This window comes from Ottowia pentelensis (assembly GCF_964341695.1).
Genome location: NZ_OZ224513.1, coordinates 2104914 through 2126835, shown reverse-complemented (window position 1 = coordinate 2126835; position 21922 = coordinate 2104914). Strand labels below are relative to the sequence as shown.

The window sequence follows — 21922 nt, the reverse complement described above, 5'->3', positions numbered from 1 at the left end:
CAGGGCATTGCCAGCAAAGCCTAGCATTTTATTCGATTTTTTCAGGCGCTGCCAAGGGCGCGGCGGGCAGGCGCCGATGGGCCGCCAGCGCGTCGGCGCAGGCCGCCGCGCTGGCCCAGGCCCACTGGAAGTTGTAGCCGCCCAGCCAGCCGGTCACGTCCACCACCTCGCCGATGAAGTACAGGCCCGGCTGGCGCCTGGCCTCCAGGGTTTGCGAGGACAGCTCGCGCGTGTCCACGCCGCCCACGGTGACCTCGGCCTTGCGGTAGCCCTCGGTGCCGCTGGGGGTGATGGACCAGCGCTGCAGCGATGCCGCCAGCTGCGCCAGCGCCTTGTCGGCGGCCTCGTTGACGGGGCGCTGCCAGGCGGCATCGCGCAGCACCCAGGCTTCGGCCAGGCGCGCCGGCAGCCAGGCGGCCAGCTCGCGCGCGATCCCCCGGCGTGAGCGGGACTTGGCGGCGCGCAGCTCGGCCGCCAGGTCGAGGCCGGGCGCCAGGTCGATCTCGATGGGCGTGCCGGGCTGCCAGTAGCTGGAGATTTGCAGCACCGCCGGGCCCGACAGGCCGCGGTGGGTGAACAGCAGGTCTTCGTGAAAGCGCATGCGCTGGCGTCCCGTGCCGGTGGCGATTTCCACCGGCAGCGCCAGGCCGGCCAGCGCGGCAAACGCCGCCCAGCCGTCGCCATCAAACGTCAGACCCACCAGGCCGGGGCGGGTGTCGACGCACTTCAGGTCGAACTGTCGCGCCAGCCGCAGGCCGAAGTCGCTGGCGCCAATCTTGGGCACCGACAGGCCGCCGGTGGCGACGACCAGGGCGGGGGTTTCGATCACGCTTCGATCACTATGAATAACGTAGCTGCTTGCGCTTGATGGGCAAGCGCCAGAGCCCGATTTGGCTTGAAACTCGACACGATCGACGGCGCACGGCTGCCAGCGCTCGACCTGCCCGCCGAAGGCGGGCGCCGCCGCGCACTCGGCCAGCAGCAGGTCGATCAGGTCTTGCGCCGAGCGGTCGCAAAACAGCTGGCCCTTGTGCTTTTCGTGAAAGGCGATGCCGTGGCGCGTCAGCAGCGCCATGAAGTCCTGCGGCGTGAAGCGCGCCAGCGCCGAGCGGCAAAAGTGCGGGTTGTGGCTGATGAAGTGGCGCTGCGGCGCCGCCGGGTCCAGCGCGCGGTTGGTGAAATTGGCGCGTCCGCCGCCCGAGATGCGCACCTTCTCGGCCACGCGCGCGAAGTGGTCGATCAGCAGCACGCGCAGGCCGCGCTGGCCGGCGCGGGCGGCGCAGAACAGCCCGGCGGCGCCGGCGCCGATGATGACGACGTCAGGGCGCTGCATGCGGGGCCACGGAGACATTCATGCGCCGATGATCGCATGCGGGCCGCCATGAAAAACGGCTGCCGGGGTGGGCCGGCAGCCGTTGCATGCATGAGAGGCGGCAGTCGGCGCCGGGGGTACCGCCTGCCGCCTGTTGACGTCAATACACGTCGTGCTGCGTGTTGAACACGTTGAACTTGCCGGTCGGCGTGATCAGCTTGGCGTCCTTGATGGTGGCCTTGCAGGTGCGCGTCTTGTCGTCGACCACCACGATGGCCGACTCCTTGTCCTTGGCGCTCCACACCGAGAACCAGACCTCGTCACCAGCCTTGTTGTACTCGGGCTGCACCACGCGCTTGGCGCCGTCGTCCTTCAGGCCCGCGCAGGCGGCGATGTCGATGACCTGCGGCGGCTTGGACAGATCCTTGATGTCGAACACCGCCACGCTCTGGCTGACCTTGGCGTCGGGGTTGAGGGCGGTATCGACCCACAGGTTGCTGGACTTCGGATGCGTCTTGATGAACAGCGAACCGCCACCCTGGCCCTTGAGCGAGCGCACCACCTTCCAGGCGTTGTCCTTGTGCTTCTTCGGGTCGGTGCCAATCACCGCGATGCTCTCGTCGCCCAGGCCCGAGGTGGCCCACACCGGGCCGTACTTGGGATCCTTGAAGTTGGCGCCGCGGCCCGGGTGCGGGATCTTGCCCACGTCGATCAGCGCGGCCATCTTGTCTTCCTTGGTGTCCACCACCGCCACCTTGTTGGACGAGTTGGCGGCCGTGAGGAAGTAGCGGCGCGTGCTGTCGAAGCCACCGTCGTGCAGGAACTTGGCGGCGTCGAGCTGCTTGGCCTTCAGGTTGGTCAAGTCGGTGTAGTCCACCATCCAGATCTTGCCGGTTTCCTTGGCGTTGACCAGGAACTCGGGCTTCTCGTGGCTGGAGACGATGGCCGCCACGCGCGGCTCGGGGTGGTACTCGTTGTCCACGGTCATGCCGCGGGTGGAGACGATCTTGCGCGGCTTGAGCGTGTCGCCATCCATCAGCACGAACTGCGGCGGCCAGTAGGTGCCGGCCACGGCCACCTTGTCTTCCCAGCCCTTGAACTTGCTGGTTTCCACCGAACGGGCTTCCAGGCCGACCTTGATCTCGGCCACGTTGTCGGGCTTTTCCATCCACAGATCGATCAGGTTCAGGCGCGCGTCGCGGCCGATCACGTACAGGTAGCGCCCCTTGGCCCCCATGCGCGAGATGTGCACCGCGTAGCCGGTCTTGACGATGTTGATGATCTGCTTGGTGTCGCCGTCGATCAGCGCCACCTCGCCGGCGTCACGCAGCGTGACCGAGAAGATGTTCTCGATGTTGTAGTTGTTCATCTTCTTCTTCACGCGCTCGGCCACCGGCACGTATTCCTTGCGCGACTTCTCCATGTCCTCCAGCGAGAACTCGGGCGGCGTGGGAGGGTCTTGCTGGATGTAGCGCGCCATCAGGTCGACCGTCTTCTCGTCGAACTCGCCCGAGGTCAGCCAGTTGGGCATGCCCGCGGGCGAGCCGTAGCCGATGAAGACCTTGAGGTACTCGGTGCCCTTTTCGACCGTGATGTCGGGCGTCAGCGGCTTGCCGGTGGCGCCCTTGCGCAGTACGCCGTGGCAGCCGGCGCAGCGCTCGAAGTAGATCTGGCGCGCGCGGGCAAACTCCTCCTCGGTCATCGGCGGCGCCTTGGGGTTGCTGGTGGCGTGCATGGCCGCGCCCGAGGCGTAGGGCGCGCTCTCGAACTGGGCCTGCGGGCTGGTGGTGGAGGTGGTGGGCGCACCAGGCTTGGCGGGCTCGCCCGCTTGTTGGGCCATGGCGGAAAGCGCCAGGGAAGACAGTGCCAGGGCCACGAGGCTCGCCAGCTTGCGGGTTCTCATGAATCAACTCCTTGTCGTTGCCGCCGCCCCGGGTTTGAACCCTTTTGGAAGGTTGCCCGCCGCGGGCTGCGGCGATGGTTTGCGACGGGCCTTTCCGCATTATTCGGACGCTCGGCAAGGGCAAAGTTGATGTAAAGCAAGTTGGCTTCGGATAGGGGTTTTTACCGACGCATTCGCTTGAATAATCGACCGGCCAGCCACGGATTTCGGCTGTCGTTCACCGTCCATTTGCTGTTTTCACCCATGCGCTCCGACCCCCGTTTTTCCGCTCTTTCGCCGTCCATCTGGGCGCGCCCCGTTCTCGGCGTCTGCGTGGCCCTGGCCTGCGCGTCCATGGCCACGGCCCAGGCGCAGCCAGGCGCCGATCAGCCAGGCGCCACGCCGAGCCTGGGCGAGGTGGAGGTCAGGCAGTTGCGCGACGAGGGCGACTACGCCACGCGCGACGTGCTGCCGCTGTCGCACGACGTGATCGACACCGACGCCAAGGGCGGCGAGCAGGGCCGCACCCTGGGCGAGGCGCTGCAGGACTTGCCCAACGTCTCGGTGCGCGATGCGCCGGCGCGGCTGGCGGTGGGCGCGGCCTCGTCCTCGTTCGCGCGCGACGGCAACACCGGCATCAACATCCGTGGCCTGGGCGGCAACCGGGTGCTGATGACGGTGGACGGCGTGCGCCTGCCGCGCAGCTACGTGTCGCGCTCGGCCATCTTCGATCGCGAATACCTGTCGCTGGAGCAGTTCAAGCGCATCGAGGTCATCCGCGGCCCGGCCTCGGCCCTGTACGGCTCCGACGGCATGGCCGGCGTGGTCAACTTCGTCACCTACGACCCGCTGGACTTCCTGCTCGACGAAAGCGGCAAGCCCACCAAGACGGTGGGCGGGCGCTTGGCGACGGGCTGGAGCGAGGACGACAACGGCTATTCGCTGGCCGGCACGGTGGCCGGACGGGCCAGCGACAGCGTGCAGTGGCTGCTCAGCGCCAATCGGCGCACCTCGCACGCCATGCAGACCATGGGCCGCAACGACGAGCCCAACGCCAACCGCACCACGGCCAACCCCCAGCACGACGGCGACACCGCCGTGCTGGGCAAGCTGGTGGTGCAGCCCAGCCGCCTGCAGCGCCACGTCCTGACGCTGGAGCGCACCGAGCGCAACTCGACGGTGGACCTGCTGTCCAGCCGCGCGCCGCGGCCGTCCAAGCCAGGCGACGTGCTGAACGAGGACAGCCGCTACGAGGGCACGCGCGAGCGCCTGAGCTGGGACGCGCGCTACGAGCTGGGCACGGCCTGGGCCGACCAGCTGCGCACCGTCGTCGGCGTGCAGCACACCGACTCGCGCCGCGTGGGCACCAGCGACCTGTTCAGCGGCACGCACCGCGTGCGCGACAATTTCTACGGCGAGCGCGCCTGGCAGGTGGGCGCGCGCGCCGAAAAGCTGCTGCGCCATGGCGACTGGACGCACCGCCTGACCTACGGCGCCGACTACGTGCGCAGCAACATTCGCAACCTGTACGACGGCCTGGCGCCGCTGCCGCCCGAGCAGTTTCCGTTCAAGCGCTTCCCGGACACGCGCGAAACCGCCACCGCCCTGTACCTGCAGGACGAATCGGTGATCGGCGACTGGACGCTCACGCCCGGCCTGCGGCTGGACCACTTCGCCGTCGACGTGACCAGCCAGGCGGGCTATTTCCCGCCGTCCAAGGTGCCAGGCAAGTCGCTGTCGGGCTCGGCGGCCTCGCCCAAGCTGGGGGTGCTGTACCGCGCCACCCCGGCCTGGAGCGTGTACGGCCAGTACGCCGCCGGCTTTCGTCCGCCCGAGGCCGGCCAGCTCAACGACCAGTTCGAATACCTGGCGCCCCCCAACACGCGCGTCATCATCCAGCCCAACCCCGACCTCAAGCCCGAAAAAAGCCGCGGCTTCGAGGTCGGCGTGCGCGGCCGGCTGGAGAACCTGAGCCTGGACGTGGCGGCCTTCACCAATCGTTACTCCAACCTGATCGTGGACGCCGAGTTCGTGCGCGAAGTGGGCAACGAGCGGCAGTTCCAGGCCGTCAACATCCCGCGCGCGCGCATCCACGGCTTCGAGGTCAAGGGCCGCTACGACTGGGGCCGGGTGGCCGGCGGGCGCCTGGTCAACACCTTTGCCTTCGGCATGGCGCGCGGCACCAACAGCGACAGCGGCAAGCCCATCAACTCGATCGACCCGGCCCTGCTGATGGTCGGCCTGCGCTACGACACCGCCCAGTGGGGCTTTTCGGCCGACGTGCGCCACCACGCCGCCAAGAAGGCCAAGGACATCGACAGCGAGGCCATCATGGCCGCGCGCGCCGGCACCCAGTTCGCCACCCCGGCGGCCACCACGCTGGACGTGGGCCTGCAGTGGCGCCCGCGCAAGGACGTGCGCCTGAACGTGGGTGTGCGCAACCTGACCGACCGCAAGTACTGGCTGTGGCCCAGCGTGTACGGCGTGGCCGGCAACTCGCCGATCCGCGATGCCTACACCCAGGCGGGGCGCAGCGCCTACGTGTCGCTGGTGATGGATTTCTGAAGCCTGTCGCCGTCGCACAAAGAAACTGGCATCGCGGCGCGGCTTCTGGCACGATTGGGCACACGAAGCGCGTCTTTTCCCGGAGGTGACCGCCATGACCCCCATCGCCCACGTTCTGACGTCCAAGAAGCAGGCCCCGCTGGCCTCGCTGCCGCCCACCGCCACGGTGCTGGACGCGCTCAAGCTGCTGGCCGAGCGCGAGATCGGCGCCGTGCTGATCATGCAGGGCGAGGCCTTGCTGGGCATCTTCACCGAGCGCGACTATGCGCGCAAGATCGCGCTCAAGGGCCAATCCTCGGCCGACACCCTGCTGGCCGACGTCATGACCTCGCGCCTGTACACGGTCAGCCCACGCCAGACGGTGCAGGAATGCATGGGCATCATGACCAAGGCGCGCATCCGCCACCTGCCCGTGGTCGAAGCCGGCGGCGTGGTCGGCCTGGTGTCCATCGGCGACCTGGTCAACGCCCAGCTCGAAGAGCAGCGCTTTCACATCGCCCAGCTGGAAAGCTACATCGCCGGCAACATGGCCTGAGGCGCGATCACCGCCCGAGGCGCGGATAATCGCCCGCATGTCTTGGCTGGTCTTGGGGTTCGAGTCGTCCTGCGACGAAACGGGTGTGGCGCTGGTGCAAACGCAGGAGGGCGGCGCGCCGCCGCGCCTGCTGGGTCAGGCCCTGCATTCGCAGGTGGCCATGCACGCCGACTACGGCGGCGTGGTGCCCGAGCTGGCCAGCCGCGACCACATCCGCCGGGTGCTGCCGCTGACCCACGAAGTGCTGGCCCAGTCGGGCCGCGCGCTGACCGAGGTGGACGTGGTGGCCTTTACGCGCGGGCCGGGGCTGGCCGGCGCCCTGCTGGTGGGCGCGGGCGTGGCCTGCGCGCTGGCGGCCGCGCTCGATCGGCCGGTGCTGGGCGTGCATCATCTGGAAGGGCATTTGCTGTCGCCCTTTCTCAGCGCCGACCCGCCCGAATTTCCGTTTGTCGCCCTGCTGGTCAGCGGCGGCCACACGCAGCTGATGCGCGTGGACGGGGTGGGGTATTACGAGCTGCTGGGCGAAACCATCGACGACGCCGCCGGCGAGGCCTTCGACAAGTCGGCCAAGCTGCTGGGCCTGGGCTACCCGGGCGGGCCGGCGCTGGCGCGCCTGGCCGATTTCGGCGACGCCACGGCCTACGCGCTGCCGCGCCCGCTGCTGCACAGCGGCGATCTGAACTTCTCGTTTGCCGGCCTGAAAACCGCCGTGCTGACGCAGGCGCGCAAGCTGGAGGGCCTGCCCTGCGAGCAGCCGCGCGCCGACCTGGCGGCCAGCGCGCAGGCGGCCATCGTCGAGGTGCTGGTCAAGAAGTCGCTCAAGGCGCTGGCGGCCACCGGCCTCAGGCGCCTGGTGGTGGCCGGCGGCGTGGGCGCCAATCAGCAGCTGCGCGCCGACCTGAACCGCGCCTGCGCCCGGCAGGGCGTGCGCGTGCACTACCCCGAGCTGGCCCTGTGCACCGACAACGGCGCCATGATCGCTCTGGCGGCCGCCATGCGCCTGCAGGCCGGTGCCGGGCAGGCCAGCCGCGACTACGCCTTCGACGTGCGGCCGCGCTGGCCGCTGGATGAATTGAACCGAGAGGCGGCGCCGACACGGTAGGATGGGCGGTTTTTTCGCTCTTGCCCTGCCGCCATGGTGTTGTTGCAAACCATTCGTCGCCTTGCCATCGTGGCCGCGGTGCTGGCGCTGGGCGCCTGCTCCACCCTGAACCCCACGCCGGCGCCGCTGGTGGGCTATCAGCCCGAGGCTTTCAATTCGACCACCCACGCGCGCCACTTCGCCGCCCCGGCCGACCGTACCTGCGAGGCCGCGCGCCGTGCGCTGCTGAGCCAAGGCTACATGGTGACGGCCGCCACGGGCCAGGAGGTGACGGCGCGCAAATACTTTCAGCCCGACCCCGAGCACCACGTGCAGCTGGAGTTTCGCGTCGTCTGCGCGCCCGAGGGCCTGGGCCAGCTGGCCAGCGTGGCGTTTGCCAGCGCGCTCAAGGACCAGTACGTGGTGCGCAAGGTCAAGGAGTCGGCCTCGCTGGGCGTGGGCGGCATCGGCTCGCTGTCGCTGCCGCTGGAGGGCAGCATGGATTCGATGGTAAGATCGCCAGCGAGACGGTGTCGACGGCCGAGGTGTACGAGCGCCTGTTCAACCTGATGGGCGAGTACCTGGGCGGCATGAGCCTGCTCACGTCGCCGATCCGCGCGGTCGCGCCCAGCTGACCCATGCCAGGCCTGCATCGGGCGCGCCGCGCCGCAGGTTTCTTCAATCGGACTTCACATGACTGAACGCTTTTCCCGCCGCACCCTGCTGGGCGCCACGCTCGCCGGCTTGGCGGCGCCCGCCGCCTGGGCCCAGGCCGGCACCGGCGGCGAGCCTATCCGCCTGGCGCTGATCGAGTCGCTCAGCGGCGCCTTCGCCAACACCGGCGAGGCCGTGGCGCGCAACCTGAGCTGGGCCATCGAGCGCGTGAACGCGCGCGGCGGCGTGCAGACCGCCACCGGCGCGCGCACGCTGGCGCTGGAGCGCTTCGACAACAAGGGCCAGACCGAGGAGTCGCTGGCGATGCTGCGCGCGGCCATCGACAAGGGCTGCCGCGTCGTGCTGCAGGGCAATTCGTCGGCCGTGGCCGCCGTGCTGATCGACGCCATCAACAAGCACAACGAGCGCGAGCCGGAGCGGCGCGTGGTGTTTCTCAACTACTCGGCGGTCGATCCGATCCTGACCAACGAGTTGTGCAGCTTCTGGCACTTTCGCTTCGACGCCCACGCCGACATGCGCATGGCCGCGCTGATGAGCGTGATCCGCGAGGACCGGGCGCTGAAGAGCATCTATTTGATCGCGCAGGACTACAGCTTCGGCCAGGCGGTGCTGCGCGAGGCCCGGCGCCAGCTGGGCCAGCAGCGCCCGGACGTGGCCATCGTCGGTGACGAGCTGCACCCCGTGGGCCGCGTGAAGGACTTTTTGCCCTACGCCGTCAAGATCAAGGCCAGCGGCGCGCAGGCGGTGCTGACGGGCAACTGGGGCAACGACCTGACCCTGCTGGTCAAGGCGGCGCGCGAAGTCGGCTTCGACGGGCGCTTCTACACCTTCTACGGCAACGCGCTGGGCGCGCCGGCCGCCATCGGCGAGGCCGGCGTGGGCAAGGTGGTGGCCGTGGCCGACTGGCTGCCCAACGTGCCCACGCCCGAGAGCGCGGCGTTCTACAAGGCCTTTCGCCAGCGCTTTCCCGACCCGCGCGACGACTACGTGCACCTGCGCATGCAACTGATGATCGAGGCGCTGGCCCAGGCCATCGGGCGCGCCGGCGGCACCGAGGCGGTGGCGCTGGCGCGGGCGCTGGAGCACGCCGACGTCAGCCTGGCCGGGCGGCGCGGCCGCATGCGCGCCGAGGACCATCAGTTTCAGCAGCCGCTGGTGGTGGGCGTGATGGAACGCCAGGGCGCGCCCGGCGTGCCCTTCGACGTCGAAGGCTCGGGCTACGGCTTTCGGGTGGTGCGCGAAATCAGCGCCGAGCAGGCGGCGATGCCGAGTTCTTGCAAGATGGTCAGGCCGTAGTCAAACAACCGGACAGCCGGACAGCCGGACAGCCGAACGCAGAGGACGCAAAGATTACGCAAAGGGCGCAAAAGAAGAAATTTTTTTGTCAATTCGATCTTTGCCCTTGTATGGCAAGCGCAAGAAGCTATCAATTCAGTAGTTTTTGAACTGGAATTTTTTGCGTCCTTTGCGTCCTCTGCGTTCGGCTGTTGGCATTTGCGTTCGGCGGGTGGTCTTTGTTCAGCCGGTGGCTAGCCCCTCGATCAGCAGGCGCACGCGCCGCTGGCCCTGCCACTCGTCCAGCTCCAGCCGAAACGCCAGGTGCGCGCGCGCCGGCAGCGGCTCGGTGTGGCCGAACCACATGCCGTCGACCGGCTCGCCCTGGTGGCGCAGCTTGAGCGCCAGGTGCTTGTCGGCCACCAGGCGCTGGCTCAGCACCACCAGCTCCTCGCTGAACACCGGCGCGGCAAAGCCCTGGCCCCACACGGCCTGTTGCAGTTCGTCGGCCACGTCGGCGCGGCGGGCCTCGCGCGGCAGCGCGCCGTCGGTGGCCAGGCGCTGGGTCAGGGTGGCGGCGTCCAGCCATTCGGCCGCCACCTGCTGCAGCGCCTGCTCGAAGGTGTCGAACTGATCCTCGGCAAGGGTGCAGCCCGCCGCCATGGCGTGGCCGCCAAAGCGCAGCAGCACGCCGGGGTGGCGCTTGGCGATCAAATCCAGCGCATCGCGCAGGTGAAAGCCGGCGATGGAGCGGCCCGAGCCCTTCAACTCATGCTCCTTGCCGGGCGCGCCGCTGGCGGCGAAGACGAAGGTGGGGCGGTGCCAGCGCTCCTTCAGCCGCGCGGCGACGATGCCGACCACGCCTTCGTGGAAGTCGGGATCGAACACGGCCAATGCAGCGGGTGGCTCGGCCTCGGGGTCCAGCAGGCCCTCGGCGATCTGCATCGCCTGCTCGCGCATGCCGCCTTCGATCTCGCGCCGCTCGCGGTTGATGGCGTCCAGCTGGCGCGCCAGCTCGTCGGCGCGTGCGGCGTCGTCGGTGGCCAGCAGCTCGATGCCCAGGGTCATGTCGGCCAGGCGGCCGGCGGCGTTGATGCGCGGGCCCAGGGCAAAGCCGAAGTCGAAGGTGCTGGCCTTGCGGGCCTCGCGCCCGGCCGCCGTGATGAGCGCCTGCACGCCCGCCGGCATCTGCCCGGCGCGGATGCGCGCCAGGCCCTGCGCCACCAGGCGGCGGTTGTTGGCGTCCAGCGGCACCACGTTGGCGACGGTGCCCAGGGCGACCAGGGGGAGCAGAGTATCGAGTTTCGGTTGTGTGGCGTTGTCGAACACCCCGCGCGCACGCAACTCGGCGCGCAGCGCCAGCAGCACGTAGAACATCACCCCCACGCCGGCCAAGGCCTTGCTCTCGAAGCTGCAGCCGGGCTGGTTGGGGTTGACGATGACGTCGGCCTGCGGCAGCTCGGCGCCCGGCAGATGGTGGTCGGTCACCAGCACCTTCAGGCCCAGCGCGCGGGCGCGCGCCACGCCTTCGACGCTGGCGATGCCGTTGTCCACGGTGATGAGCACTTGCGCGCCGCTGGCGGCCACGCGCTCGGCGATGGGCGGCGTGAGGCCGTAGCCGTCGACCACGCGGTTGGGCACCAGGTAGCCGACGTGCGCCGCGCCCAGCGCGCGCAGGCCGCGCAGGGCCACGGCGCAGGCGGTGGCGCCGTCGCAGTCGTAGTCGGCCACGATGCACAGGCGCTCGCCGGCGGCGATGGCGTCGGCCAGCAGCGTGGCGGCCTGGGCCGCGCCCAACAGGTCCGCGGGCGGCAGCAGGCGCGCCAGCGCCGGGTCCAGTTCGTCGGCCGCCTGCACGCCGCGGGCGGCATACAGGCGCGCCAGCAGCGGGTGGATGCCGGCCTGCTCCAGCGCCCAGGCGCTGCGCGGGGGAACGTCGCGTACTTCAAATTTCATAGCTGATTGCGCAGGTGGGACAAGCGCAAAGGGTGCATTTTGTTCATAAAACCGGGCAGCAGACCGCGCACCGTGGTGAGCGTCAGCGCGCGCCGCGCGCCGCACAGCGTCAGTTCGACCTTGGCCCCGGTGCGCTGCGCGGCCAGCAGGGGCGCCAGCGCCTCGGCGTCGATGGCCTGCCAGGCGCGGAGGTAGTCGGCGGTGCTGGCCGGCGGCGTTTGCAGGCGGGTGTCGGTGCGGACGTTGGGGCGGATCGGCACCGGGGCGTCCAGCGCGCCGGCGCCCTCGATCCACACGGCGTTGACCGGGTAGCGCCGCGCCGCCTCGCGCGCGTCGTTGACGGGCTGCAGGTACAGCAGCATCTCCAGCTCGCCCTGCAGGCGGCGCAGGCGCGCGCCCTGGGCGGGGTCGGGCGCCACCGTCAGCAGCTCGCGCGTCAGCGGCTGCTGCAGCGCGCGCGCCATCGACGCCGTGCCCAGGTCGCGCAGCAGCTCGCCCTGGGCCAGCCAGCGGTCGGGCGCGAGGTAGCGCAGCGTGAGGCCGTCGTCCTGCAGCAGCGGCTGCAGCGCGGCCAGCAGGGCGCGCGACTCGGCCTCGCTCAGCGCCAGCTCGCTGGGCTCCAGCAGGCTGACCTGGTCCATGCCCACCTGCCAATGGCAGGGCCGCAGCCAGGCGCAGGGCGTGCCCACGGTGCCGGTCTCGAACGCTGCCCAGGCCACGCGGCCGGGCGCGCCGGGCAGGCCGTGGGCGCGCGCCAGCGCCTGCTCGAAGGGTGTGGCCGGGCTGTCCTCGTCCACCTCCAGCGTGGTTTGCAGGCGCATGCGGGCCAGCAGGGCCTGCAGCTTGGGCAACGGGGGCAGTTCGGGCAGCGAGGGGGCCGGGGTGCCGGGGGGCAGGGCGGTGTTGGCGATCAGCAGGTGCAGCGGCTCGAAGGGGACGGGCATGCCCCGATTGTCCGGGATGCCACAATGCCGGGCCGCCGCTCGCGGCAGATTCACCTGCTTGCCCGATGTCTCTTTCCGATCGCCTGTCGTTTGAAACCCTGCTGGGCTGGCGCTACACCCGCGCCGGGCGCGCGGCGCGGCGCAACGGCTTCATTTCCTTCATCTCGGGCGCGTCCATGCTGGGCATCGCGCTGGGCGTGGCGGCGCTGATCGTGGTGCTGAGCGTCATGAACGGCTTTCGCAAGGACGTCACCGACCGCATGCTCAGCATCATCTCGGACGTCGAGGTGTTCGCGCCGGACGGCGGCGCGCTGCTGGACCCGGCGCTGACCCTGGCCGAGGTGCGCCGCAATCCGCAGGTGGTGGGCGCGGCGCCCTACGTCGGCGGGCAGGGCCTGCTGGCGCGCGGCGAGGCCATGCAGGGCGTGATGGTGCGCGGCATCGACCCGGCGCTGGAGCCGCAGGTGACCGAGGTGGCGGCGCAGATCAAGGACACGCTGCTGCCCCAGCTCACGCCGGGCAGCTTCGGCATCCTGCTGGGCAACGACCTGGCGCGCAAGCTGGGCGTGATGACGGGCGACACCGTGACCCTGATCGCCCCCAGCGGCCAGGTCACGCCGGCGGGCGTGGTGCCGCGCCTCAAGCAGATGACGGTGCTGGGCACCTTCAGCAGCGGCCACTACGAGTACGACTCGGCGCTGGCCATGCTCAACATCCAGGACGCCGAACGCATCTTCCGGCTGGAGGGCCCCACGGGCATCCGCCTCAAGCTGCGCGACAAGGACCAGGCGCGCGCGGTGGCCGACCAGCTGGCCGCCAGCCTGAGCGGCAACCTGCTGATCCTGGACTGGACGCGCCAGAACCGCAGCTGGTTCGCCGCCGTGCAGCTGGAAAAACGCATGATGTTCATCATCCTCACCCTGATCGTGGCGGTGGCGGCCTTCAATCTGGTCAGCACCCTGGTGATGACGGTGCAGGACAAGCGCGCCGACATCGCCATCCTGCGCACCCTGGGCGCCAGCCCGGCCAGCATCATGAAGATCTTCGTCGTGCAGGGCGCGCTGGTGGGCGTCATCGGCACGCTGGCGGGGCTGGCGCTGGGGCTTTTGATCGCCTTCAACATCGACGTCATCGTGCCCTTTCTGGAGCGGCTGTTTCACGCCAGCTTTCTGCCGCAGGACATCTACCTGATCAGCAAGATGCCCAGCGACCCGCAGTCCAGCGACATCGTGCCGATCGCGCTGATCTCGCTGCTGCTGTCCTTTGTGGCCACGATCTATCCCAGCTGGCGCGCCAGCCGCGTGAACCCCGCCGAGGCGCTACGCTATGAATGATGCAGCTGGCTGCGCTTGTCCTGTGGGCGCTGGAGCCGTATTGGAGGCCGAGAACCTGAGCAAGCGCTTTCAGGAAGGCGCGCTGGACGTCACCGTGCTGCAGGGCGTCGACCTGACGGTGCAGGCCGGCGAGACGGTGGCCATCGTCGGCCAGTCGGGCTCGGGCAAGAGCACGCTGCTGCACCTGCTGGGCGGGCTGGACGCGCCCACCGGCGGGCGCGTGCGGCTGGCGGGGCAGGACTTCGCCGGCCTCTCGCCCCGCGCGCAGGGGCAGCTGCGCAATCGGCACCTGGGCTTCGTCTATCAGTTCCACCACCTGCTGCCCGAGTTCACCGCGCTCGAGAACGTCGCTATGCCGCTGTGGATTCGCCGCGCCGACCGCGCGCAGGCGGCGCAGCAGGCGGCGCGGATGCTGGCGCAGGTCGGCCTGGAAAGCCGCCTGCAGCATCGCCCGGCCGAGCTGTCGGGCGGCGAGCGCCAGCGTGTGGCGATCGCGCGCGCCCTGGTCACGCAACCCGCCTGCGTGCTGGCCGACGAACCGACCGGCAACCTGGACCGCGGCACCGCCGACACGGTGTTCGACCTGATGCTGCAGCTGGCGACGCGGCACGGCACGGCCTTCGTGCTGGTCACGCACGACGCGCAACTGGCCGCGCGCTGCGGGCGCGCGCTGCGGCTGACGCAGGGGCGGCTGGGATGACATGATCCGCGCCGGCTTGTTGCTGCTGCTGGCGCTGCTGCACGCGCTGGCCGCGCTGGCGCAGCCGGCCTCGCCGCCGGGCGGCACCGACGGGCGCGACGTGTTCATGCTGGTCGAGGCGAGCGGCCACCGGTTGAGCCTGTTCGACGCCGAGCGCCGCACGGTGCTCCAGCGCCTGGACAGCGAACACGCGCTGCAGGGCGCGCCGCGCTTCGCGCCGGACGGGCGCCACGCCTTTTTTGCCGCCGCCGACGGCTGGGTCGTCAAGTTCGAGCTATGGCCGCTGCGCCTGGCGGCGCAGGCGCAGGTGGGCACTGCCTTGCGCGCCATCGCGCTCAGCGGCGACGGACGCTGGCTGCTGGCCGGCAACGCGGCGCCGCGCACCGCCGTGCTGCTGGACACCGACCTGCGGGCGGTGAAGACCTTTGCCCTGCAAACACTGGACGGCCGGCGCGACTCGCGCGTGGCCGACGTGCTTGACGTGGCGCCGCGCCGCAGCTTTGTGGTGGCGCTGCAGGACATCGCCGAGCTGTGGGAGATCAGCTACGACCCCCAGGCGCCGCCCATCTACGACGGCCTGGTGCACGACTACAAGATGGGCGAGGCGATCGCCAAGCCGGGCTACCAGAACGCGCGGCGCACGCCACTGGACGCACCCCTGGGTGAGTTGATGAGCGGCCCCAACGCCGCCTATGCGATCGGCGCCACGGCGCCGGGCGCGGATGATGCGGCGCGCGTGCTGGTGGTCAACCTGGACGTGCGGCGCGCCATCGCCAGCCTGCCGATCGATGGCGCGCCCAATCCGGCCGGCGGACTCGTCTTCGAGCGGCAGGGCGTGCCGCTGCTGGCCATGCCCAACAGCCGCCAGGGCCTGGTCAGCGTGATCGACACGCGAACTTGGCGGCCCGTGGCCAGCCTGGCCACACCGGCGCCCGGCGAGGCGCTGCGCAGCCAGCCGGACACGCCCTACGCCTGGGTCGATGCCGGCCCTGCGCTCAGCATTCTCGATACGCGCACCCTGGCCGCCGTGGCCGAGGTGCGCGGGCCGGCCGATGCGCGGCTGGGGCCGGTGCAGTTCACGCGTGACGGGCGCCTGGCGCTGACGATGGCGCAGGCGGGAGGCGAGGGCGCCCTGCTGATCCACGACGCGGTCACGCTCGGCCTCGTCGCGCGCATCCCGCTGGAGCGCCCGGTGGGCGTCTATCGCGTGCCCGGCCCAGTCGCACGCCCGGCCCCGCAGCGATAGAGCCAACGTTGGTCGAACGGGGCCTTTGCCGGCCCGCTTGCGCTCAATGCGCCTCGGCCTGTTTGGCCGCGCGCACCACGGCCTCGGTGTCGCCCTTGGCGCCGTTGAAGATCAGGTTCAGCAGCACGGCGGCAATCGAGGCCAGCACGATGCCGGACTCGATCAGGATGTGGATGGAGTGGGGCATCCACTGCAGGTAGCGCGGCGCGATGACGGGGATCATGCCGACGCCGATGGAGACGGCCACGATCAGCGCGTTGTTGCGGTTGCCGGCAAAGTCCACGCCGCCCAGGATGCGGATGCCGGTGGCCGCCACCATGCCGAACATGACGATGCCGGCGCCGCCCAGCACCACCGTGGGCAGCGACTCGACCAGCGCGGCCATCTTGGGCAGCAGGCCCAGCAGGATCAGGATGATGCCGCCGGCCACGCAGACGAAGCGGCTCTTGATGCCGGTGACGGCCACCAGGCCCACGTTCTGCGAAAAGCTGGTGTAGGGGAAGGTGTTGAAGATGCCGCCCAGCAGGGTGCCCAGGCCGTCGGTGCGCAGCCCGCGCGAGAGCATGGGTCGCGTGACCTTGGTGTCGGTCATCTCACCCAGCGCCAGGAACATGCCGGTCGACTCGATCATCACCACCAGCATGATCAGCGACATGGTGAGGATGGAGACCGGATCGAAGATCGGCATGCCGAAGTGGAAGGGGATGACCACGTCCACCCACTTGGCCTCGGCCACCTTGTCGAAGTTCATCATGCCGCTGGCCGCCGCCACGACGCCGCCCACCACGATGCCCACCAGCACCGAGATGTTGGCCAGGAAGCCCTTGGCGAACTTGGCCACCCCCAGGATGGTGACCAGCACGATGGCCGACACCGCGATGCCCGACAGCGGCGCGTAGCGCGGGTTGGGCAGGGTGGGCGCCAGCGCCAGGCCCTGCGGCACGGTCGGCACGCCGGGCGCGCCGGTGGCCGCCGCGCTGCGCAGGGTGCTGAGCCACTCGCTGTGCTCGGGCTGCACGATCAGCGGCGCCGTGGGGCCCACGGGCACGCCGAAGATCCAGTTGATGCCCACGCGCATCAGGTCGATGCCGATCACCGCGATGATGGTGCCGGTGACCACGGGCGGAAAAAACCGCAGCATGCGACTGACGCCCGGCGCGATGATGATCGAGATGATGCCGGCGCCGATGATGGAGCCGAACAGCAGTCGCGCGCCGTCGGTGCCGGGGTTGCTGCTGGCGATGGCCACCATGGGGCTGACGGCGGCGAAGGTCACGCCCATCATCACCGGCAGCTTGACGCCGAACCACTGCGTGACGCCGAAGGCCTGGATCAGGGTGGCCAGGCCGCAGCAGAACAGGTCGGCCGAGATCAGCATGGCCACCTCGTGCGCGGGCAGCTTGAGCGCGCGGCCGACGATCAGCGGCACGGCGATGGCGCCGGCGTACATCACCAGCACGTGTTGCAGACCGAGCGCGGTCAGTTTGCCGGTGGGCAGGCGCTCATCGACGGGATGGGTGGGGGTGCTCATGGGGCTTGTCTCCTGGGAAGGGTTCTTTTTGCCGCGGCAATGCTTGTCGTTGTATGGGGGCCGCCGCGGCTCGGCCGTGGGTCGTCAGGCCAGCAAATCGGCCAAGGTGCGCGCCATGACCTGGGTGGCGCGGCGCAGGTCCTGCAGGTCCACGCGCTCGTCGTTGCGCTTGGCGTGGCTCTCCAGCACGGTGCGCGGGCCGGCGCCGTAGATCACGCCGGGAATGCCGCGCTCCACGTACAGGCGCACGTCGGTGTACAGCGGCGTGCCGACGGCGGGCGGCCGGGTGCCGAACACCGCCTCGGCGTTGCGCTGGATGGCTTCCACCAGCGGCGCGTTGCCGGCCAGCGGGGTCATGGCATTGGCCAGCAGGATGCGCCGCACGTCGGTGCGCACGGCGTCCTCGCCGGTCACGCCGCGCCAGCGGTTGAAGTGGCGCGTGGCGTCGGCGATCACCTTGAGCAGGCGCGCCTCGACCTCGGCCGGGTCTTCCTCGGGGATCATGCGCCGGTCCAGCTTGAGCAGCACCTTGCCGGGGATGACGTTGGTGTTGGTGCCGCCTTCGATGCGCCCGATGTTGAGGTAGGGGTGCTCAATGCCGGGCACCCTGGACGTGATTTTTTGATAGGCCGTGTTCTCGGCATACAGCGCGTTCATGATGAACACCGCCGCCTGCAGTGCGTCGACGCCGGTGGCGGGCACGGCCGCGTGCGCCATCCGGCCCTGCACCGTCACCTCCAGCTGCAGGCAGCCGTTGTGCGCCGTGACCACCTCGTAGCTGAAGCCGGCGGCCACCATCAGGTCGGGCTTCGTCAGGCCGTTTTTCAGCAGCCAGCCGGGGCCCAGCAGGCCGCCGAACTCCTCGTCGTAGGTGAAGTGCAGCTCGACCGTGCCGCGCGTGGGCCGGGCCACGGCCTCCAGCGCGCGCACGGCAAACGTGAAGGTGGAGAAGTCGCTCTTGCTGACCGCGCTGGCGCGGCCGAACAGCTGGCCGTTCTCGATCTCGGCGCCGTAAGGGTCGTGCGTCCAGCCTTCGCCCGGCGGCACCACGTCGCCGTGGGCGTTGAGGGCAATGGTCTTGCCGCCCGCGCCGTAGGGCCGGCGCACGATCAGGTTGGTGATGCTTTGCATGCCGTAGTCGCGCACCTCCTGCTCGGGCACGGCGTGCTTTTCGGCGTCGAAGCCCCAGGCCTTGATCAGCTCGGCGGTGCGTTCGGCATGCGGCGCGTTGTTGCCCGGCGGCGTGTCGGTGGGCACGCGCACCAGCTGCTGCAAAAAGGCGACCTGCTCGTCGAAGTGCTGGTCGATCCAGGCGTCGAGTTGGGCGTGGACGGTGGCGTTGTCGGTCATGATTATTTGAATGAAAAGTGGCTCTGGCCCACGCTGGTAAAGCGCGAGCAGCTATTGTTATTGATGTTGATCGGCGGCCACGGCGTCCAGCAGGTGCTGCATGGCGCGCACCGCCAGCTCCATGTCGTTGGCGGTGGTGGATTCGAGCGGGTTGTGGCTGATGCCCGCGTTTTCGCCGCGCACGAACAGCATGGCCTGCGGCATCACCTCGTGCAGCTTCATGGCGTCGTGGCCGGCGCCGCTGGGCAGGCGAAACACCGGCAGGCCCAGTGACTCGACGGCGGCTTCCCAGCGCCGCTGCCAGGCCGGCGCGCTGGGCGCGGCGCTGGCGCGCATGGTCTCGGTCAGCTGGCACTGCACGCCGCGGCGCTCGGCAATGGCGCGGGCCTCGGCCACGATGTCGTTGGACAGTGCATCGCGCTGCGCGTCGGTGGGCGCGCGCAGGTCCAGGCTGAAGCTGCAGCGGCCGGGCACCACGTTGATCGAACCGCTGGGCACAGCCAGCATGCCCATGGTGGCGACCGAATCGCCGTCTTTGGCGGCACGCTGTTCGATGAACAGCGCCAGCTCGGCGGCGGCGCAGGCGGCGTCGCGGCGGCGGTTCATGGGCGTGGTGCCGGCGTGGCTGGCCTGGCCGACGTATTCGCCCACGTGGCGCACGCTGGCGTTGATGGAGGTGACGATGCCCAGCGGCAGATTCAGCTCGTTCAGCACCGGGCCCTGCTCGATGTGCACCTCGATGAAGCCCAGGTAGTCGGCCGGCTCGCGGCGCAGCTTGGGGATGTTGGCGATGCACAGGCCGGCGTTCTGCATGGCCTGGCGCATGGTGATGCCATCCTGGTCCTGCTGCTCCAGCCATTCGGGCCTGAAGTCGCCCACCAGCGCGCCCGAGCCGAGAAAGGTGGCCTTGTAGCGCTGGCCTTCTTCCTCGGCAAAGCCCACCACCTCGAAGTGATAGGGCAGGCGCCGGCCGGCGCGATGCAGTTCGCGCACGCAGGCAATGGGCACGAAGATGCCCAGGCGCCCGTCGTACTTTCCGCCGTTGCGCACGGTGTCGTAGTGGCTGCCGGTGAGCAGGGTCTTGGGCTGGGCCACGGCGGGATCGGCGTCGTAGCGGCCCACCACGTTGCCCACGGCGTCGATGTGCACGCGGTCGAAGCCCGCATCGCGCATGACCTGGCTGATGCGCTGGGCGCAGGCGCGGTGCGCGTCGGTGAGGTAGGTGACGGTGAGCTGGCCGGCCTCGGCAAAGCCGGGGTCGCTGTGCTGGGCCAGCTTTTCGTGCCAGTCCCACACCTCGTCGCCCAGCGTGGGCGGGGCGCCGAACTTGTCGGCCAGGCGAATCTCGGCGATGCGGTTGATCTGGCGCAGGTTCTCGGCGCGCTCGAAGTCGGGGTGGCCCCTCAGGCGGCGTTCGAAGGTCTCGATGGTCTGCCGGCGCCCCAGCCCGGTGCCGCGCGGCCCGCGCACGCACAGCACGAAGGGAAAGCCGAAGCGCGCGTTGTAGGCCGCGTTGAGCTCGCCGATGCGCGCAAATTCGTCGGGCGTGCAGGCCGTCAGGCCGGCCTGGCTTTGCTCGTTCGTCGATTCGGCCGTCAGCGTCCTGGCCACCATGGCCTTGCCCGCCAGCTCGGGGTGGGCGCGGATCAGCGCCAGCTGGGCGTCCGCGCCGGCCTTGTCCAGCGCGTCGGCCATGGCGTGCTTGAGCTGGGCCAGCGAGCGAAAGGGCCGCGCCTGCACGGCCCGCGCGGCGATCCAGGGCGTGTGCTCGTACAGGCCGCCCAGCATGCGCTCGGCATCGGCCGGCGTGGCGCGGTTGAATTCGTCCAGCGTATGGGGCATGGCTCAGTCCTTGCAGGGGTGGGTGGCGATCCAGTGGCGGGCGATGTCGACGCGCCGACACACCCAGACTCCGGGGTGCTGCCCGATGTGGTCGAGAAAGCGCTTGAGCGCGGCAAAGCGCCCGGGCCGGCCCACCATGCGGTTGTGCAGGCCGATGCTGAGCATCTTGGGCCGGTCCAGCCCCTGGGGGTCGCCCTCGGCGTACAGGGTGTCGAAGCTGTCGCGCATGTAGCGGTAGAAGGGCTCGGCGTTGCTGAAGCCCTGCGGCAGGCCGAAGCGCATGTCGTTGCAGTCCAGCGTGTAGGGCACCACCAGGTGGTTCACGTCGCTGCCGTCGCTCTTGCGCACCTTCATCCAGAAGGGCAGGTCGTCGCCGTAGTAGTCGCTGTCGTACAGCAGGCGGCCGTCGTCGACCACCAGGCGGCGCGTGTTGATGCTGTCGCGACCGGTGTACCAGCCCAGCGGGCGCTCGCCGGCGATCTTCTCGATCGTGTCCAGCGCCTCGTTCATCTGCGCGCGCTCGACGGCCTCGTCCATGCCCTGGTAATGGACCCACTTGAGCGCGTGGCAGGCGATCTCGTGGCCGCCATCCTGGAAGGCCTTGGCCATCTCGGGATAGCGCGCCAGTGCGCTGGCGACGCAAAACACCGTCAGCGGCAGGCCGCGCTGCCTGAACTCGCGCAGCACGCGCCACACGCCGGCGCGCGAGCCGTATTCGTAGATGCTCTCCATGCTCAGGTGGCGCTCGGGGTAGGCCGCCGGGTTGAACATCTCGGACAAAAAGGTCTCGCTGGCGGCATCGCCGTGCAGCACGCAGCTTTCGCCGCCTTCCTCGTAGTTGAGGACGAACTGCACCGCGATGCGCGCGCCACCCGGCCAGCGGGCGTGGGGCACGTCGGCGCCGTAGCCGACCAGGTCGCGCGGGTAGGCGGCGGTGCTGTCGTAGAGGGTGTGGGTCATGCAAGTCTCCGGGCGGTTGGGCGCGCGGCGCGGGGTTGGGCCAGCGCCTTGGCGATGTCGAAGGTGGGAACGGGGTGTTCGAGGTTCAGGCCGGACTCGACGTGGTCCAGGTGCGCGCGCATCAGGCGTACGGCCCGCGTCACGTCGCCGGCGGCAAAGCACTCGACCAGCTCGGCATGCTCGGCCGACGAGTCGTGCGCGGCGGTGGTGCTCTGGTACATCAGGGTGGCGATGGCGCAGCGCGCCAGCAGGTCGCGCAGCACCTCGGCCAGCACCGGGTTGCCGATCAGCTCGGCCATGCGCACGTGAAAGTCGCCCAGCAGCTCGGTGCGGTTGGCCACGTCCTCGCGCGCCACGGCCGCCTGCTCGCGCGCCACGTGCTCGCGCAGCGCCTGGATGCGCTCGGGCGTGGCGGCGCGCACGAAGGCGCGCGTCAGCTCCAGCTCGAGCATGCGGCGCACGGCGAACACCTGGCGCGCCTCGGCCACCGAGGGGCTGGCGACAAAGGCGCCGCGCGCCGGCTCCAGCGTCACCAGGCGTTTTTGCGACAGCAGGAACAGCGCCTGGCGCACCAGCGTGCGCGAGACGCCGAAGTGGGTCGCCAGGGTCTGCTCGACCAGGCGCGCGCCCGGCTGCAGCCGATGCGCGACGATGGCGTCGGTGAGCTCCTGGACGATCCGGTCGGTGCTGGAGGCTTCCATGGTGGCGCCCATGATAGACGCCAATTTCAAAAT

17 protein-coding genes are annotated in these 21922 nt (G+C 70.0%); 8 read left to right on the top strand and 9 right to left on the bottom strand.

Features of this window, described 5'->3' with window-relative positions:
• Window positions 1–28 precede the first annotated feature (28 nt).
• Together ACWHMB_RS10430 and ACWHMB_RS10425 are read right to left on the bottom strand one after the other, a co-directional pair.
• Window positions 29–1351 (bottom strand): NAD(P)/FAD-dependent oxidoreductase, encoded by a 1323-nt coding sequence (locus ACWHMB_RS10430; RefSeq protein WP_447648529.1) that lies wholly within the window; start codon window positions 1349–1351, stop codon window positions 29–31.
• Window positions 1352–1472: 121 nt separating this feature from the next.
• The gene (locus tag ACWHMB_RS10425; RefSeq protein ID WP_293224014.1) at window positions 1473–3215 is read right to left on the bottom strand and encodes a nitrite reductase; all 1743 of its coding nucleotides are present in this window, start codon (window positions 3213–3215) and stop codon (window positions 1473–1475) included.
• Window positions 3216–3458: 243 nt separating this feature from the next.
• Here ACWHMB_RS10425 and ACWHMB_RS10420 point away from each other — a divergent pair, with 243 nt between their 5' ends.
• From ACWHMB_RS10420 to ACWHMB_RS10400, 5 genes are all read left to right on the top strand, one after another.
• Entirely contained in the window at window positions 3459–5759 is a 2301-nt protein-coding gene (locus ACWHMB_RS10420) for a TonB-dependent hemoglobin/transferrin/lactoferrin family receptor (RefSeq protein ID WP_377483085.1), read from the top strand.
• 94 nt (window positions 5760–5853) lie between these two features.
• Window positions 5854–6294, top strand: a complete 441-nt coding sequence (locus ACWHMB_RS10415) for a CBS domain-containing protein (protein ID WP_293224010.1) — start codon at window positions 5854–5856, stop codon at window positions 6292–6294.
• Between the two features lie 37 nt (window positions 6295–6331).
• Window positions 6332–7396: a tRNA (adenosine(37)-N6)-threonylcarbamoyltransferase complex transferase subunit TsaD gene (gene tsaD / locus ACWHMB_RS10410; protein ID WP_447648528.1), complete on the top strand. Its 1065-nt coding sequence runs from the start codon at window positions 6332–6334 to the stop codon at window positions 7394–7396.
• A 33-nt stretch (window positions 7397–7429) separates the two neighbouring features.
• On the top strand, window positions 7430–7945 hold the full coding sequence (locus tag ACWHMB_RS10405; protein ID WP_377483089.1) for a DUF2242 domain-containing protein: 516 nt from the start codon (window positions 7430–7432) through the stop codon (window positions 7943–7945).
• A 123-nt stretch (window positions 7946–8068) separates the two neighbouring features.
• Window positions 8069–9346 carry a branched-chain amino acid ABC transporter substrate-binding protein gene (locus tag ACWHMB_RS10400; RefSeq protein WP_377483092.1) on the top strand — a complete coding sequence of 426 codons (1278 nt, stop codon included), beginning with the start codon at window positions 8069–8071 and terminating at the stop codon, window positions 9344–9346.
• A gap of 222 nt (window positions 9347–9568) precedes the next feature.
• On the opposite strand, the gene recJ is transcribed toward ACWHMB_RS10400, so the two are convergent.
• Entirely contained in the window at window positions 9569–11281 is a 1713-nt protein-coding gene (gene recJ, locus ACWHMB_RS10395) for a single-stranded-DNA-specific exonuclease RecJ (protein WP_447648527.1), read from the bottom strand.
• On the bottom strand, window positions 11278–12225 hold the full coding sequence (locus tag ACWHMB_RS10390) for a hypothetical protein (protein WP_447648526.1): 948 nt from the start codon (window positions 12223–12225) through the stop codon (window positions 11278–11280). The genes recJ and ACWHMB_RS10390 overlap by 4 nt, the downstream gene beginning before the upstream one ends.
• 65 nt (window positions 12226–12290) lie before the next feature.
• On the opposite strand from ACWHMB_RS10390, the gene ACWHMB_RS10385 reads away from it, so the two are divergent.
• Genes ACWHMB_RS10385 through ACWHMB_RS10375 form a run of 3 tightly spaced genes read left to right on the top strand, consistent with a single transcriptional unit; the run spans window position 12291 to window position 15505 of the window.
• Window positions 12291–13559, top strand: coding sequence for a lipoprotein-releasing ABC transporter permease subunit (locus ACWHMB_RS10385; protein WP_377483098.1), 1269 nt, complete (start codon window positions 12291–12293; stop codon window positions 13557–13559).
• The gene (gene lolD / locus ACWHMB_RS10380) at window positions 13552–14259 is read left to right on the top strand and encodes a lipoprotein-releasing ABC transporter ATP-binding protein LolD (protein ID WP_293223792.1); all 708 of its coding nucleotides are present in this window, start codon (window positions 13552–13554) and stop codon (window positions 14257–14259) included. The genes ACWHMB_RS10385 and lolD overlap by 8 nt, the downstream gene beginning before the upstream one ends.
• Before the next feature lies 1 nt (window position 14260).
• Window positions 14261–15505 carry a cytochrome D1 domain-containing protein gene (locus ACWHMB_RS10375; RefSeq protein ID WP_377483100.1) on the top strand — a complete coding sequence of 415 codons (1245 nt, stop codon included), beginning with the start codon at window positions 14261–14263 and terminating at the stop codon, window positions 15503–15505.
• 43 nt (window positions 15506–15548) lie between these two features.
• On the opposite strand, the gene ACWHMB_RS10370 is transcribed toward ACWHMB_RS10375, so the two are convergent.
• From ACWHMB_RS10370 to ACWHMB_RS10350, 5 genes are all read right to left on the bottom strand, one after another.
• A complete protein-coding gene (locus ACWHMB_RS10370) occupies window positions 15549–17036 on the bottom strand; it encodes a nucleobase:cation symporter-2 family protein (protein ID WP_377483102.1) in 1488 nt (495 codons plus the stop codon).
• Between the two features lie 84 nt (window positions 17037–17120).
• Complete coding sequence (locus ACWHMB_RS10365; protein ID WP_377483104.1) at window positions 17121–18386, bottom strand: M20/M25/M40 family metallo-hydrolase; 1266 nt, start codon at window positions 18384–18386, stop codon at window positions 17121–17123.
• Window positions 18387–18443: 57 nt separating this feature from the next.
• A complete protein-coding gene (uraD, locus tag ACWHMB_RS10360; protein WP_447648525.1) occupies window positions 18444–20228 on the bottom strand; it encodes a 2-oxo-4-hydroxy-4-carboxy-5-ureidoimidazoline decarboxylase in 1785 nt (594 codons plus the stop codon).
• A 3-nt stretch (window positions 20229–20231) separates the two neighbouring features.
• A complete protein-coding gene (gene puuE / locus ACWHMB_RS10355) occupies window positions 20232–21188 on the bottom strand; it encodes an allantoinase PuuE (RefSeq protein WP_377483108.1) in 957 nt (318 codons plus the stop codon).
• Complete coding sequence (locus ACWHMB_RS10350) at window positions 21185–21889, bottom strand: GntR family transcriptional regulator (RefSeq protein WP_293222968.1); 705 nt, start codon at window positions 21887–21889, stop codon at window positions 21185–21187. Before ACWHMB_RS10350 ends, puuE begins: the two co-directional genes overlap by 4 nt.
• Window positions 21890–21922 lie beyond the last annotated feature (33 nt).